Annotated in this window: 11 protein-coding genes; 6 read left to right on the top strand and 5 right to left on the bottom strand. The window is 66.7% G+C overall.

The genetic code is table 11. The features are described from left to right. Nucleotides 1-23: 23 nt before the first annotated feature. The gene (locus KQ310_RS04005) at nt 24-1,028 is read left to right on the top strand and encodes a sigma-70 family RNA polymerase sigma factor (RefSeq protein WP_259720490.1); all 1,005 of its coding nucleotides are present in this window, start codon (nt 24-26) and stop codon (nt 1,026-1,028) included. Nucleotides 1,029-1,042: 14 nt separating this feature from the next. After that, nucleotides 1,043-1,741, top strand: coding sequence for a diacylglycerol/polyprenol kinase family protein (locus KQ310_RS04000; protein ID WP_259720489.1), 699 nt, complete (start codon nt 1,043-1,045; stop codon nt 1,739-1,741). Nucleotides 1,742-1,752: 11 nt separating this feature from the next. Here KQ310_RS04000 and KQ310_RS03995 read toward each other — a convergent pair whose 3' ends face one another. Together KQ310_RS03995 and KQ310_RS03990 are read right to left on the bottom strand one after the other, a co-directional pair. After that, on the bottom strand, nt 1,753-2,076 hold the full coding sequence (locus KQ310_RS03995; RefSeq protein WP_259720488.1) for a hypothetical protein: 324 nt from the start codon (nt 2,074-2,076) through the stop codon (nt 1,753-1,755). Nucleotides 2,077-2,215: 139 nt separating this feature from the next. Continuing rightward, complete coding sequence (locus tag KQ310_RS03990; RefSeq protein ID WP_259720487.1) at nt 2,216-3,289, bottom strand: 3-deoxy-7-phosphoheptulonate synthase; 1,074 nt, start codon at nt 3,287-3,289, stop codon at nt 2,216-2,218. Nucleotides 3,290-3,442: 153 nt separating this feature from the next. Here KQ310_RS03990 and acnB point away from each other — a divergent pair, with 153 nt between their 5' ends. The 3 genes from acnB to KQ310_RS03975 all read left to right on the top strand — a co-directional run bounded on the left by acnB (nt 3,443) and on the right by KQ310_RS03975 (nt 8,876). Continuing rightward, nucleotides 3,443-6,094: a bifunctional aconitate hydratase 2/2-methylisocitrate dehydratase gene (gene acnB, locus KQ310_RS03985; protein WP_259720486.1), complete on the top strand. Its 2,652-nt coding sequence runs from the start codon at nt 3,443-3,445 to the stop codon at nt 6,092-6,094. A gap of 13 nt (nt 6,095-6,107) precedes the next feature. Then, nucleotides 6,108-6,887, top strand: a complete 780-nt coding sequence (locus KQ310_RS03980; RefSeq protein ID WP_399237585.1) for a chloride channel protein — start codon at nt 6,108-6,110, stop codon at nt 6,885-6,887. A 63-nt stretch (nt 6,888-6,950) separates the two neighbouring features. Continuing rightward, nucleotides 6,951-8,876, top strand: coding sequence for a right-handed parallel beta-helix repeat-containing protein (locus KQ310_RS03975; protein WP_259720485.1), 1,926 nt, complete (start codon nt 6,951-6,953; stop codon nt 8,874-8,876). Nucleotides 8,877-8,959: 83 nt separating this feature from the next. Here the strand turns inward: KQ310_RS03975 and KQ310_RS03970 are convergent, their stop codons facing one another. Together KQ310_RS03970 and KQ310_RS03965 are read right to left on the bottom strand one after the other, a co-directional pair. Then, nucleotides 8,960-9,838, bottom strand: coding sequence for a sulfite exporter TauE/SafE family protein (locus KQ310_RS03970; protein ID WP_259720484.1), 879 nt, complete (start codon nt 9,836-9,838; stop codon nt 8,960-8,962). Between the two features lie 120 nt (nt 9,839-9,958). Further along, a complete protein-coding gene (locus KQ310_RS03965; RefSeq protein ID WP_259720483.1) occupies nt 9,959-11,098 on the bottom strand; it encodes a hypothetical protein in 1,140 nt (379 codons plus the stop codon). Nucleotides 11,099-11,174: 76 nt separating this feature from the next. On the opposite strand from KQ310_RS03965, the gene KQ310_RS03960 reads away from it, so the two are divergent. Further along, nucleotides 11,175-12,827 carry a radical SAM protein gene (locus KQ310_RS03960; protein WP_259720482.1) on the top strand — a complete coding sequence of 551 codons (1,653 nt, stop codon included), beginning with the start codon at nt 11,175-11,177 and terminating at the stop codon, nt 12,825-12,827. Nucleotides 12,828-12,844: 17 nt separating this feature from the next. Here the strand turns inward: KQ310_RS03960 and KQ310_RS03955 are convergent, their stop codons facing one another. Beyond that, nucleotides 12,845-14,131: an O-antigen ligase gene (locus tag KQ310_RS03955; RefSeq protein ID WP_259720481.1), complete on the bottom strand. Its 1,287-nt coding sequence runs from the start codon at nt 14,129-14,131 to the stop codon at nt 12,845-12,847. Nucleotides 14,132-14,135 lie beyond the last annotated feature (4 nt).

Raw genomic sequence — 14,135 nt, 5'->3', positions numbered from 1 at the left:
ACCAACTCACGGAGGCCGGGGTGATGAGTACGCCTCAGCGTTCCGCTCATGACGTAATCGCCAACACCGAGAACGTCAGCGGGCGCCGCACACCAACCAAATCCGCCAGTGCTGCCAAGCAGGCTGCCGGTCGCATCAGCGCCGACACGATCGGCTGGTACCTGAGCACGATCGGCCGTGTGCCACTGCTCACACCGGCCGAAGAAATTGAGCTGGCCCATCACGTTCAACAGGGCAAGCGTCTGCTGGAGCTGCCTGCTGACACCCTCACCACCCAGCAGCGCCGCCAGATCCGCATGGGCCAGCGGGCAAGGGACCGGATGATGGCCGCCAACCTGCGCCTGGTGGTGAGCGTGGCGAAGAAATATCAGAATCAGGGACTGGAACTGCTTGACTTGGTCCAGGAAGGCGCGATCGGCCTGGAGCGGGCCGTCGACAAATTCGACCCGGCCATGGGGTACAAATTCTCCACCTATGCCTATTGGTGGATCCGCCAGGGCATGACCCGCGCGATTGACAACAGCGCCCGCACGATCCGGTTGCCGATCCACGTCAGCGAGAAACTCTCGAAGATGCGGCGCATCTCGCGCGAGCTCTCCCACCGGCTCGGCCGCCAACCCAACCGGCTGGAGCTGGCCCACGCCATGGGCATCCCGCTCAACGAACTCGAAGACCTCGTGTCGCAGAGCGCCCCCTGCGCCTCCCTCGACGCCCACGCCCGTGGCGACGAAGACCGCAGCACCCTGGGGGAACTGATCGCCGATCCGGCCAGTGGGGCGCACATCGAATCGATGGACCGCCTGTTCCAGAAGGAGCATCTCGGCACCTGGCTGGCCCAGCTGAACGAACGCGAGCGTCGCATCCTGCAGATGCGGTTTGGCCTGGAGGGCACCGAACCCCAGACCCTCGCCGAGATCGGCCGCCAGATCAACGTGTCCCGCGAGCGGGTGCGGCAGCTCGAAACCAAGGCGATCATGAAGCTGCGGCTGATGAGCAACCGCACCACCTACGGACAGCAGGCCGCCTGACCACGACCCTTCTGGTGGACAACTGGGCCCTGAGGCAGCTGGTCGGCATCGGCGTCCTGGCTCTCTGGCTCGGCCTGCTGGCAGGGGCAGCCACGGCCATGGCGAAGCGCTGGCCGGAGCAACGCGAGTGGCACCGCAAGTTCGTGCATGTGGGCTGCGGTCCGGTGATCCTGCTGGCCTGGTGGCTGGGGATCGACCGCAACCTTGCCATCGGCCTGGCTGGGCTGATCACCGCCCTGGCCGCCCTCAATCACCGCCTGCGGGTGCTGCCCGCCATCGAAGACGTGGGCCGCGCCAGTTACGGCACCGTGGCCTATGGAGCGGCGATCACCCTGCTGCTGTGGCTGTACTGGCCGGATCAGGCCGCTGCCGTGGCAGCGGGCGTGCTGGTGATGGCCTGGGGCGATGGTCTGGCGGGCCTGGTGGGTGTCTCGGTCGCCTCGCCCAGCTGGCGCCTCTGGGGCCAGCGCAAATCCGTGGCGGGCACCAGCGCCATGGCCGCCGCCAGCCTCAGCGTGCTGCTGCTGCTGCAGGCCTTCTCGGCAGTGCCCAGCCCGGCCATCGGCGGCGCCACGACCTGGCTGGTCCCGATCGGCATCGCCCTGGTGGCCTGCCTGCTGGAGCAGGCTGCCCTGCTCGGCCTCGACAATCTGACGGTGCCCCTGGCCGTGGGCTGGCTCTGGAGCCTCTTCTACTCCGGAGCCAGCCTGTAGCCGCCGCGGCCTCAGGCCTGCAGCAAGAGCTCACAGCGGCATTCCCAGTCGCGCTGCGTACCCAGTCCGGCAACCACCATCCGATCGGCCGGCTCCTCCCGCAGCCGCAGCTGCCACTGGCGGATCACATCAGCCCGCTCGATCCACTCATCCAGCACGGTGCGCTCGATCAGCGCCGGATCCCAGCAGCGGCCGCGGGCGGTCTCCACGGCCCAGGCGAGCAGGTCGTCGAGCTGGAATGGGCGGAAGCCTCCGAAGGCCGGCCCCGCCGTCTGCTCCAGATAGAAGAGCTGGAGAGGATCGGTCAGACCACAGAACTGCAGGAGATAGCTCATCACGGAACTCCTGAATCACACGAGGAGCCCAAACGTACCGAGAACCGAGAGATCGCATGTCCACAAGGAACATTTCGATGGGATCATCATGCTTTGGCACTCGCAATCCTTGAGTGCCAATGAGCAGGAATTCAGGCCGTCATGCCGCCGCCAGCTGCCGATCACCGGCCTGGCGCACCGCAGCGGCGAGATGGTCGAGCAACTGCCGCGTGGTGGCCAGATCGATGCAGGCATCGGTGATGCTCTGGCCGTAGGCGAGCTGGCTGAGGTCCTTGGGGATCTTCTGGCTGCCGGCCACCAGGTGACTTTCCAGCATCACGCCCATCACCCTCCGGGAGCCATCCCGCAGTTGCTCGGCCACCTGTTCCAGCACCTCGCCCTGACGGCGGTAGTCCTTATTGGAATTACCGTGGCTGCAATCCACCATCAGCCGGGCCGGCAGGGTCTCCTTCTCAAGGGAGAGGGAGGCCGCCTCGATCGCTTCGCGGTGGTAGTTGGTGCCGGTCTTGCCGCCCCGCAGCACCAGATGGCCATCGGGATTGCCGGTGGTGGTCACGATCGAGGCCTGACCCTCGCTGTTGATGCCCAGGAAATGGTGCGGCCGTGCCGCCGCCTGCATGGCATGGATGGCGGTGCTGGCACTGCCATCGGTGCCGTTCTTGAAGCCGATCGGCATCGACAGCCCCGAGGCCATCTCCCGGTGGGTCTGGCTCTCGGTGGTGCGGGCGCCGATGGCGGTCCAGCTGATCAGGTCGGCGATGTACTGGGGCACCACCGGATCGAGCAGCTCGGTGGCGGCCGGCAGTCCCATCTCGGCGAGGTGGAGCAGCAGGGTGCGGGCGCGGCGCAGGCCGGTGTTGATGTCGTAGCTGCCGTCGAGATGGGGATCGTTGATCAACCCCTTCCAGCCCACGGTGGTGCGGGGCTTCTCGAAATAGACCCGCATCACCACCTCCAGCTCGCCGCGGTGGCGCTGGCGCAGCTCCTGGATCGCTGCGGCGTACTCCTGCGCCGCGGCCACATCGTGCACCGAACACGGACCCACGATCACCAGCATGCGGGCATCGTCGCCACGCAGGATCGCCTTGATGCGCTCGCGGGCCTGTTGCACCGTGGCGGAGGACGTCTCCGTGATCGGCAGATCCCGGTGCAGCAGCGCCGGTGGAACAAGGGGCCGGGTCTCCACCACGTGCAGATCGGAGGTGGCTGTCATGAACCCTGGGCTGCTCGTCTGGCGCCGCGGAACGGACTTCACCCTAGTCATCGGCTTCCGCAGGCCGTTCGGAGTGAACCTTTGGCAACGGTCGCCACCAACAGCCGGCCGGTCTGGCAAGAACAATGGAGAGCAGAAGCCGAAACCCCTGGGATGACCGTTGCCAGCTCGAGCCCAGCCAGCTCCTCCCCCGATCCGGCCAGGGTCCTCAGCAGCTACCGCGCCGCCGCGGCGGAACGGGAGGCCCTGGGGGTGCCGCCCCTGCCCCTGAACGCCACCGAAACCCAGGCCCTCACCGAGCTGCTGGGCGCACCGCCGGCCGGGGAGGAATCCTTCCTGCTGCACCTGCTGAGCGAGCGCATCCCCCCGGGGGTGGATGAGGCGGCCTACGTGAAGGCCGGCTGGTTGAGCGGCGTGGCCCAGGGCAGCGTCAGCAGCCCCCTGATCAGCCCGGTGGAAGCCGTGCAGCTGCTGGCCACCATGATCGGCGGCTACAACGTGGGCGCCCTGATCGAGCTGCTCAGCAGCAGCGACAGCACCATCGCCGAGACGGCGGCCGAGGGCCTCAGCCGCACCCTGCTGGTCTACGACGCCTACCACGACGTTTTCGAGCTGGCCGAGAGCAAGCCCTACGCCAAGCGGGTGATCGACAGCTGGGCCGCCGCCGAGTGGTTCACCGCCAAGCCGGAACTCCCCGCCGCCATCACCGTGACGGTGTTCAAGGTGGAGGGCGAAACCAACACCGACGACCTCTCCCCCGCCACCCACGCCACCACCCGGCCGGACATCCCCCTGCACGCCATGGCGATGCTGGAGACCCGCATGCCCGGCGGCCTGGAGCTGATCGCGGAGCTGAAGACCAAGGGCCACCCGGTGGCCTACGTGGGCGATGTGGTGGGCACGGGCAGCTCGCGCAAATCGGCGATCAACTCGGTGCTGTGGCACACCGGCACCGACATTCCCCACGTGCCCAACAAGCGCAGTGGTGGCGTGGTGCTGGGCGGCAAGATCGCACCGATCTTCTTCAACACGGCCGAAGACTCCGGCGCCCTGCCGATCGAATGCGACGTGACTGCCCTCAACTCCGGGGATGTGATCACGATCCGCCCCTATGCCGGCACGATCGAGCGGGCAGCCGGCGAAGCCAACGCCGGCGAGATCGTGGCCCGCTTTGAGCTCAAGCCCAGCACGATCACCGATGAGGTGCGGGCCGGCGGCCGCATCCCCCTGCTGATCGGCCGCTCCCTGACCGACAAGGTCCGCGCCCAGCTGGGCCTCAGTGCCAGCGACCTGTTCATCCGGCCGGTGGCCCCCGCCGAAACCGGCAAGGGTTTCACCCTGGCCCAGAAGATGGTGGGCAAGGCCTGCGGCCTGGCGGGCGTGCTCCCCGGCACCAGCTGCGAGCCGCTGATGACCACCGTGGGCTCCCAGGACACCACCGGGCCCATGACCCGCGATGAGATGAAGGAGCTGGCCTGCCTCGGCTTCTCGGCGGATCTGGTGATGCAGAGCTTCTGCCACACCGCCGCCTACCCCAAGCCGGTGGACCTCAAGACCCACGCCGAACTGCCCGACTTCATGGCCTCCCGCGGCGGCGTCGCCCTGCGGCCCGGCGACGGCATCATCCACAGCTGGCTCAACCGCATGCTGCTGCCGGACACCGTGGGTACCGGCGGCGACAGCCACACCCGCTTCCCCCTCGGCATCTCCTTCCCGGCGGGGTCGGGCCTGGTCGCCTTCGCCGCCGCCATCGGCGCCATGCCCCTGGACATGCCGGAATCGGTGCTGGTCAAATTCAGCGGTTCGCTCCAGCCGGGTGTGACCCTGCGGGACGTGGTCAACGCCATCCCCTATGTGGCGATTCAGCAGGGGCTGCTCACGGTGGAGAAAGCCGGCAAGAAGAACATCTTCTCGGGCCGGATCATGGAGATCGAAGGACTGCCCGACCTGAAGCTGGAGCAGGCCTTTGAGTTGACCGACGCCACCGCCGAACGCTCCTGCGCCGGCAGCACGATCAAGCTGAGCGTGGACACGGTGAGCGAATACCTGCGCAGCAACGTGGCGTTGATGAAGAACATGATCGCCCGCGGCTACAGCGATGCCCGCACCCTGGCCCGCCGCATCCAGGCGATGGAGGCCTGGCTGGCCAACCCGGTGCTGATGGAGGCCGATGCCGATGCCGAGTACGCCGCCGTGATCGCGATCGATCTTGATGCGATCACCGAGCCGATCCTGGCCTGCCCCAACGACCCCGACAACGTCAAGACGCTCTCGGAGGTGGCGGGCGCACCGATCGATGAGGTGTTCATCGGCTCCTGCATGACCAACATCGGCCACTACCGCGCCGCCGCCACGGTGCTGGAGGGCCAGGGCGCCAATGCCGCCCGCCTCTGGGTCTGCCCCCCCACCCGCATGGACGAGGAGATGCTCAAGCAAGAGGGCTACTACGCGATCTTCGAGGCGGCCGGCAGCCGCATGGAGATGCCGGGCTGCTCGCTGTGCATGGGCAACCAGGCCCGGGTGGAAGACGACACCACCGTGTTCTCCACCAGCACCCGCAACTTCAACAACCGCCTTGGCAATGGCGCGCAGGTGTACCTGGGCAGCGCTGAGCTGGCGGCGGTGTGCGCCCAGCTGGGCCGCATCCCCACCAAGGAGGACTACCTGGCGATCGCCGCCGAGAAGATCGACCCCAACGGCGCCACGCTCTACCGCTACCTCAACTTCGATCAGATCGAGGGCTTCGAGGATCAGGGCCGCGTGGTGAGCAGCGAGGAGGAGGCGAAGGTGCTGGCGGGGGTCTGAGCGGGGTCCGCGGATGCTGGGGCGCTTCCGCCGCATGATTGGGGCGGCCGGTGGTGGCGCGGGCATCGCGGCCGTGTTCCGGGCGCCGATCGGCGGCTTCCTCTACGCCCTGGAGGAGCTGCTCCTGCAGGGCGCCCGACCGGTGGTGATGCTGTTGTTCGGCCACAGGGCCCTCGTGGCCCTGGCCGCCGAGCTCTACTGCCGCTACGTGGAGGGGCAGAATCGGCTGCGGTTGCAGCTGCAGATCCCTCTGGCGGCGGACTTCATCAACCGCGCCGGCATTCGCCAGGCGATCGCCGAGGGCAACGTGGACATCGGCCAGGCTTTGGCGATCTTCCTGGTGCTGTTCTTCAGCACGGGGCTGGCCGCCGCGGCCGGCACCCCTGGGGGCCTGTTTGCTCCCATGCTCACCCTGGGTGGAGCGCTGGGTCTGGCGGCGGCCGATCTGGTGGAGCAGTGGGGCCCTGATGCACCGAACACGGCGGTGTTCGCCGGCATGGGCGCCTTCATGGCGGCCTGTGCCCGCACACCGATCAGTGCCACGTTCCTCACCTTCGCGATCAGCAAGGATCTGCTGATCCTCAAACCGGTGCTGGAGGCCTGCCTCGGCAGCCTGGTCACAGCGCGGCTGCTGCATCGCCAGTCGCTGTTCAAGCGGCTGATCCCCAGCGAGCCAGATGGCGTCGCCCCCTCAGGCCGAACCGACAACTTCACCCTGCCCTCGGTGCCACTGCGGCCACGCCCCCTGCCACGACCAGAACGGGCGTCTGTGCCGAGCGATCCGCCTGCCTGATGGGGCCTGCGCGCCTGTGGCTACGTGCATACAGTCCGGCTAGGCCCTCTGGCGCGAGCGTTGATGGACTTCGTGGTAAGCAACCTCAATGACGCGGGACTCGGCAGCCTGCGCTGGGCCCTGGAGCAGGCCAACAGCACCGCTGGCTTTGACAGCATCAGCTGCGACCAGAACCTCAGTGGCGGGAGGATCGCCCTGGCTTCGGCACTGCCCGACATCCTGGATGGCGTCGCGATCAAGGGGCTGAGCAGTCCAACCGGTGCTCCTCTGGTTCAGATTGATTTCAATGCCAACGCCGGCCTGATCTTCCGTGGCGGCTCGGCACGCTCCAGCCTGACGGGATTTTCGCTGGTGGATGCCGGCAGCGACGCGCTCCGCCTCGAGGCCTCCGCGATCACGATCGCCTCGAATTACATCGGCGTGGATCTTGACGGCATCACCGGCATCGCCAACCGTGGGCACGGCATTCGCATCGGCAACGCCTCCTCAGACAACCTCATCGGCACCTTGGAGCCGTTAACCGGGATTGCACTGGCTGATCAGGTCTCCAATGTGATCAGCGCCAATACAGGCAATGGAATCTTGATCGAGGGATCCCGAGATAATCAGATCGTCAATAATCGCATCGGCACCAATGCAGGCGGCACCTCCGATCTCGGCAATAAGGGAACCGGCATCCAGATCACGGCGCAGGCGAACAATAATCGCATCGGTGGGGATGCCAGCGGTGGCAACAGTCCCACCAATGGGGTGTTCGTGAGGCCCCCTCAGGGCAATCTGCTGTCTGGAAATAGCGGTGATGGCCTGCGGATTGATAGCGATTCCAGGGGGAATCTGCTGATGGGCAATTTCATTGGAACCGATAGCGCAGGCACAACGGCAATCGGCAACGACGGCGACGGGGTCGCCATCCTCAACGCGAATGATAACAAACTGATCGGAACCACGTTCAGTCAGGATCCCTTCGTCTTCTTCAACGTCCTTGGTGGCAATGGCGGCAATGGCCTGCGTGTCAACAGCAGCAACGACACCACCATCCACGCCAACTTCTTTGGCCTCGGTTCGGACAATGCCACGATCGTGGCCAATGGTGGCAATGGTGCCTTGATCGAAGGCAGCTCGAGCAACACTCAATATGGCGGAGTGATTCCTCTTGGCAACGTCAATGCCGGCAACCGTGGCAACGGCATTGAGGTGCGGGACAGGGCCAGTGACTTCATCAGCTTCAACACCTTCGCCGGCCTCACCGCATTTGGCGGCATCGCGCCCAATCAAGGCGACGGCATGCTGATCACATCGCGAGGCAGAAACAACACGATTCGCACCAATGTGATCTCCGGCAATCTTCTAAATGGCCTGCACATCAGCGGCCGGGCTCGCGGCGTTTCAGTGGATCCCAACATCATCGGGCTCAGCACCAATGGCCTGATGGCGACTTACACCGACAGCAGCGGCGCCCAGACCTCCTGGGGGAATGGCCTGGACGGCATACGAATTGATGGATCCGCCAAAGACATCACCATCGCCGGCAACCGCCGCTCCGTCATCCCTCGCAACACGGTCGCCAACAACCCGGGCTACGGAATTGCCATCCAGGACCAGGCAAAAAGAGTGTTGGTCAGCAATACCAGCGTGGGACTCAGCAGCACCGAAAAGGAAACATTCCCCAATGGAGAGGGTGGAATCTACGTGGGCCCCTCCAACCGCAAGGTCGTCATCGGCAGCCAGAAGCGGCGCCTGATCAATCAAGTCGTCGGCAACATCGGTGACGGGATCATGCTCGATGGCACCCGCAAGGCCACCGTGTACTTCAATCAGCTGAATCAGAATCGTGGCAGCGGGCTACGGCTTCAAGGTGGAGACGGCAACCGCATCGTGCACAACCAGGCCAGTGACAACGGTCGCTATGGATTCGAGCTGGTCAGGAGTCCAGACAACACGCTTCGAGGCAATCGTGGCTCCGGCAACCGGCTCGGTCTCTACAGCTGATGATCATCGACGCCTGCTTCGTCTGATCCCCCTGACAACAGTGGCGGTTGAACAAAGGGAGCCACGCCGGCATGACTGGGCGATCAGAGCAGCTCCCCCAGCCCCAGCAATTTCAGGGATGCCAGCAACAGCACCAGGGCCAGACTGCGCCGGATCCAGGCCACGGGCCAGTGACGACTGCCCAGGCGGGAGCCGATGGCGCCGGCCAGCAGCACCACAGCCAGCCAAACCAGCAACTGGGGCGTCAATACCGCAGCGATGGCAGCCGGGCGGGCCAGCAGCAGCCCCGCCAGACCGGCCAGGGAATTGAACAGGATGAAGACCACCGACACCGCAGCCGCCTGACGGGTGCTGCACCAGCGAAACAACAGCAGCAGAGGCGTGAGGAAGACACCACCCCCTGTGCCCGTGAGGCCCGCCAGCAACCCCAGCCCGCCTCCAACCAGCGTCAGCAACGGCGCACTGGGCTCGCGGTAGCTGGGCGGATCGTGGGGGTGGATGCCGAAGCGCCAGGCGGAGAACAACAACACGCCCCCCACCAACCGCTCGAACCAGACCCCCGGCAGATTCCACGAGCCGCCAAGAAAGGCGCCGGGCACCGCCAACAGCAGCAACGGCCAGAAGCGGCGCCAGGGAAGGTGACCAGCCTGCAGAAAGTTCCAGCACCCCACGCTCGCCACCACGGTGTTGAGCATCAGCGCCAGGGGCTTGATCAGCGGAGGCGACTGCCCGGCCAGGGCCAGCACAGCGATGTAGCCCGATGCCCCGGCATGCCCCACCGAGGCGTAGAGGAAGGCCACCAGGGCCAGAGCAGCCGTCAGGGCCAGGCCGGCGGGCAGGATCAGAACCGACACCAGCACACCCATCACGATAACGGCCACGTTCAGAGGTAGGCGGCCACTGTGCAGAACGGTCAGGAGAATCAGGCCCCAGGCCACTGCAGCATTGACAACTGCAGCCATCGGTGGAGAACTGCCAAACAGATGAGTCTGATCTGGATTCTCCACTGGATCAGTCAGCCTGGGTTGCTAATGGCACGATGGGGGGCCAGCAGGCAGACACTTTGGGTTCTCTGAGCCAGCTCACAGAACCGAAGGCCGGGCCACAAAATCGGCCGCGGAGAGAGTGCCGTCGCCGTTGGGATAATTGGCAAAGCCCACAGTCACATTGTCGTACTGGGAGTTGGAGGTGGTGAGCACACTGGCGATGCCGGTGTCGCTGTTCACCACGTTCAGATCACGCCAGCGGGCTTTGGCCTGGAAATGCTGGGAGGGCTTGCGCCTGACCGTCACCACGGAGGGGATCGAGATTTCAGCCCTATCGGAGACGCCCACGGAGGTGGCAGGCAGGCGGTACTTGCCGTTGTCGGTGCGATAGATCCCTTCGAAATGGGTGATCAGATCACCGCGTTTGCGGTTGTCGTAGTTGAACGCCTGGTAATGGGAAAAGCGCCCAGTGATGCTGTCGTAGTCGATCAGATAGCCGGAGCCCGCCTGCAGCACAGAGCCACTGGGGCCCGCCACGTCGCCCGAGCCACCAGCAATGGTGTAGGTCCGATCTCCGTTGTCCCAGATGCCGTAGGCCGTATGGGTGACATCCAGGCCGGAGCCGGGGAAGCGGATGTTGATCTGCCGGCCGCTGGCCAGATCCACGATGAAGGCGGTGGAGGCAAGGCTGTAGCCCGTCAGGGAATCGGCGGCAGCGGTGTCGACGTTGCCCACCGCCAGCCCCCCATCGACGCTATGGACAAAGGTGTAGGTTCCCGCTTCCCCGCTGCGGGTCTGCCCCTGAACGCTGCGGTAGCCGGAGCTGGTGGAGCCATCGATGGCCCCGGTATAGAGAAAGCCCACGGTGTTGGGATCCTCCCCTGTGGCCGAATCACCGCTGACCGTGCGCGTGTAGGACCCCACCAGATCGACCAGGCCACCACCGAGGTTGTCGGGGCCATAGACGCTGGTGCCATTGACGTTGGTGAAGGCCCCCGTCTCGGGAACATCGATCGTGTACCAGGTGCCGGAACCACTCACCCCATCCCGTTGCACCGAATCGAGCGGACCCTCGTAGACCAGGCCGACGGAACCCGGGCCGGTGGCATTGATACTGCCGGCCAGAAGATAGGTGCCCCGTTGATCGCCTCCCTTGATCCCCTGCAGGAAGGTGACATTGGCGGGATCCTGCGTGGGGTTGTACTCAAACGGAGAGATCACCTGCAGCTTTGGCATGACACCCGCTCAGCAGCCCCCGCTCTAGCCAGGCACAGCAACCGGCACCAGGGATCCGTGAGACTGCCCCATTGGCATGCCCCTTCCCCTGAACCAGGAAACCCTGCTGTTCGAGCCCGCCCAGCCCGTCGCCGGTGCCCTGCGCGCCGTGCTGGCCTTCCCCAGCACCTACTCCGTGGGAATCACCAGCCTGGGCTACCAGGTGGTCTGGGCGACCCTGGCGCGGCGCGCCGACGTGGATGTGCGGCGCCTGTTCACCGACCGCAGTGACCCACCCCACCGCCATGGCGACCTGTTCGGCCTGTCGCTGAGCTGGGAACTGGACGGGCCGGTGCTGCTGGATCTGCTGGAGCAGCAGCGCATCCCAATCTGGGCCGAGCAGCGCGGCGAGAGCGATCCGATCGTGTTCGGCGGCGGACCGGTGCTCACCGCCAACCCGGAACCGCTGGCGCCCTTCTTCGATGTGGTGCTGCTCGGTGATGGCGAGGAGCTCCTGCCGGCCTTCATCGATGCCGTGCAGCAGCATCGGGATCAACCCCGGGCGCTGCGGCTGCGGGCCCTGGCCCAGGTGCCGGGGATCTATGTGCCCAGCCTCTATGCCCCCCGCTATGCAGCCGGCGGTGAACTGCTGGCGGTGGAGCCGATCGAGGCGGGCGTGCCGTCCACCGTGGCCAAGCAGACCTGGCGGGGCAACACCCTCAGCCACTCCACCGTGATCACCCCGGAGGCGGCCTGGCCCGACATCCACATGGTGGAGGTGGTGCGCAGCTGCCCCGAACTCTGCCGCTTCTGCCTGGCCAGTTACCTCACCCTGCCCTTCCGCACGCCATCACTCGACGACGGCCTGATCCCGGCGGTGGAGAAGGGTCTGGCGGTGACCCAACGGCTGGGGCTGCTGGGGGCTTCGGTGACCCAGCATCCCCAGTTCCCGGAGCTGCTGCAGTGGCTGGATCAGGACCGCTTTGAGGGCACACGGGTGAGCGTCAGCTCGGTGCGGGCCGCCACGGTGACCGCCGAGCTGGGGCGCATCCTGGCCAAGCGGGGCAGCAAGTCGCTCACGATCGCGATCGAGAGCGGCAGCGAACGGATGCGGCAGGTGGTCAACAAAAAACTCACCACCGAGGAGATCTACGCCGCGGCTCGCTACGCCCGAGAGGGTGGCCTCAGCGGCCTGAAGCTCTACGGCATGGTGGGCCTGCCCAGCGAGGAGGAGGCCGATGTGGAGGCCACCGCCGCCTTGATGCTGGCGCTGAAAACAGCGACTCCGGGGCTGCGGCTGACCCTGGGGGTGAGCACCTTCGTGCCCAAGGCCCACACCCCGTTCCAGTGGCAGGGCGTGCGACCGGAGGCCGAGAAACGGCTCAAGCTGCTGGCCAAGCGACTCAAGCCCAAGGGGATCGAGCTGCGGCCGGAAAGCTATGGCTGGAGCGTGATCCAGGCCCTGCTGTCGCGCAGCGACCGGCGGCTCGCGCCGGTGATCGCCGCCGCCCGCGGCAGCCACGACAGCCTGGGGGGCTGGAAGAAGGCCTACCGGGCCGCGCTGGCGGGCGAGCTGGAGCCGGCTGGCGGTTCGCCACTGCCACTGCCACCGGCCTGGGAGGAGGTGGTCCATGCCGAGTGGGAACCAGGGCGGGTGCTGCCCTGGGTGCATCTGCAGGGTCCCCTGCCTGAAGCCACCCTGCAGCGGCACCAGCAGGACGCACTGCCCAGGCAGGAGGCCATCGCCTGACACGCTCGGACCCGGTCTCAGGCGTGAGCGCTTCCCTCGTCGGCTGTCGCCCCGCCCATCGCGTCGACCGGGATCTGGGACACCGGCAGGCGACCCGCCTGGGACAACCCGGCCAGCAGCACCCAGCCAGCCACATTGATGCGGCTGTCATAGAAGGGCATATCCGTGGCATGCAGGGCCACCAGCACCAGGACCGCCGTCCACCAGGCCCGCTCGAACAGGCTGGACGCGGCCATGCCGCGCCAGGCGGCACGCAGCAACAGCCAGAGCACGAAGCCCACCAGCAGCACCGCCACCGGCAGTCCGTGGCTCACCGCCAGATCGATCGGCAGGTTGTGGGGATGGCCGTGCCACTGGCCCGTGCGCAGTGGATAGATCAGGCTGAAGGCGGCCGCGCCCCAGCCGAGCCAGGGGCGTTCGCCGATCAACTCCAGGGCCACACCCCACTGGGCCAGCCGGGTGGAGGCCTGCACCCGATCGCCGCTGTGCTCCAGGTCGCTGAGACGGCCCCAGATCGATTCAGGCACCAGCTGGCGCAGGGGCTCCTGCACCACCTCCGGCACCCCCGGCACGCTGGCCAGCGCCACCAGCACCACCAGCAGGGTCAGCAGGGGCAGCAGCCACAGCCAGCTGGCCGGCCCCACCACCAGCGGCACCGCCAGCACCAGGGCACCCCAGGCGTTGCGGGAATCGGTGAGGTACACGGCCGCCACCATGGCTGCCGCCATCAGCAGAGCCAGGGCCAGCAGGATCCCGGCTGACCGGGATGGCACGTCGTCGCCAGCAGCGGGATCCCGCAACCCCTGCCGCCAGCGCTGCCAGGTCTCGAGCAGCGCCGCCAGTTGCAGGGGCCAGGCCAGGGCCAGCCAGGAGCCGGCGATGTTGGCGTAGTCGAACAGGCCGGCCAGACGATCTTCGGGGCTGCCGCCTGCCTTGAGGTGCCAGATGATCAGACCACCCAAGGCCTGAAACGGGCCGCTCCAGCCAAACCACAGCTGGCCCAGGCCGGTGATCACCACGGGCACGGTGCCGGCCACCAGCCACAGGGCCACCCGTCGCCGGGCCGCCGCCGTGGCCAGATAGGGCTGATAGCCCCAGAACGCCCAGAAGAACGGCAACCAGTTGCCCAGTCCCACCCAGGCCAGGCCGCCACTGCGGGCTCCGAAGCAGCCGGCCACCATCAGCAGGGCGATCAGCAGCAGCACCCGATTGCTCCCGTCCTGCCAGGGCGAGGAGCGGCCGCGACTCCCCTGGATCAGGGCCACGAACAGCAGCAGCCCCCCCAGGAAGGCACTGCTGGCCAACAGA

This window comes from Synechococcus sp. CS-1328 (genome assembly GCF_025128095.1).
Classification (GTDB): Bacteria; Cyanobacteriota; Cyanobacteriia; order PCC-6307; family Cyanobiaceae; genus CBW1002.
The sequence above is the reverse complement of the archived record's forward strand: the minus strand, read 5'-3'. Positions and strand labels throughout refer to the sequence as shown.

Excerpts from the sequence above, each read along its gene's own strand:
- KQ310_RS03970 (WP_259720484.1), bottom strand. The coding sequence starts at position 9,838 with ATGGCTGCAGTTGTCAATGCTGCAGTGGCCTGGGGCCTGATTCTCCTG.
- acnB (WP_259720486.1), top strand. The coding sequence starts at position 3,443 with ATGACCGTTGCCAGCTCGAGCCCAGCCAGCTCCTCCCCCGATCCGGCC.
- KQ310_RS03980 (WP_399237585.1), top strand. The coding sequence starts at position 6,108 with ATGCTGGGGCGCTTCCGCCGCATGATTGGGGCGGCCGGTGGTGGCGCG.
- KQ310_RS04005 (WP_259720490.1), top strand. The coding sequence starts at position 24 with ATGAGTACGCCTCAGCGTTCCGCTCATGACGTAATCGCCAACACCGAG.
- KQ310_RS03960 (WP_259720482.1), top strand. The coding sequence starts at position 11,175 with ATGCCCCTTCCCCTGAACCAGGAAACCCTGCTGTTCGAGCCCGCCCAG.
- KQ310_RS03990 (WP_259720487.1), bottom strand. The coding sequence starts at position 3,289 with ATGACAGCCACCTCCGATCTGCACGTGGTGGAGACCCGGCCCCTTGTT.
- KQ310_RS03965 (WP_259720483.1), bottom strand. The coding sequence starts at position 11,098 with ATGCCAAAGCTGCAGGTGATCTCTCCGTTTGAGTACAACCCCACGCAG.
- KQ310_RS03975 (WP_259720485.1), top strand. The coding sequence starts at position 6,951 with ATGGACTTCGTGGTAAGCAACCTCAATGACGCGGGACTCGGCAGCCTG.
- KQ310_RS03995 (WP_259720488.1), bottom strand. The coding sequence starts at position 2,076 with ATGAGCTATCTCCTGCAGTTCTGTGGTCTGACCGATCCTCTCCAGCTC.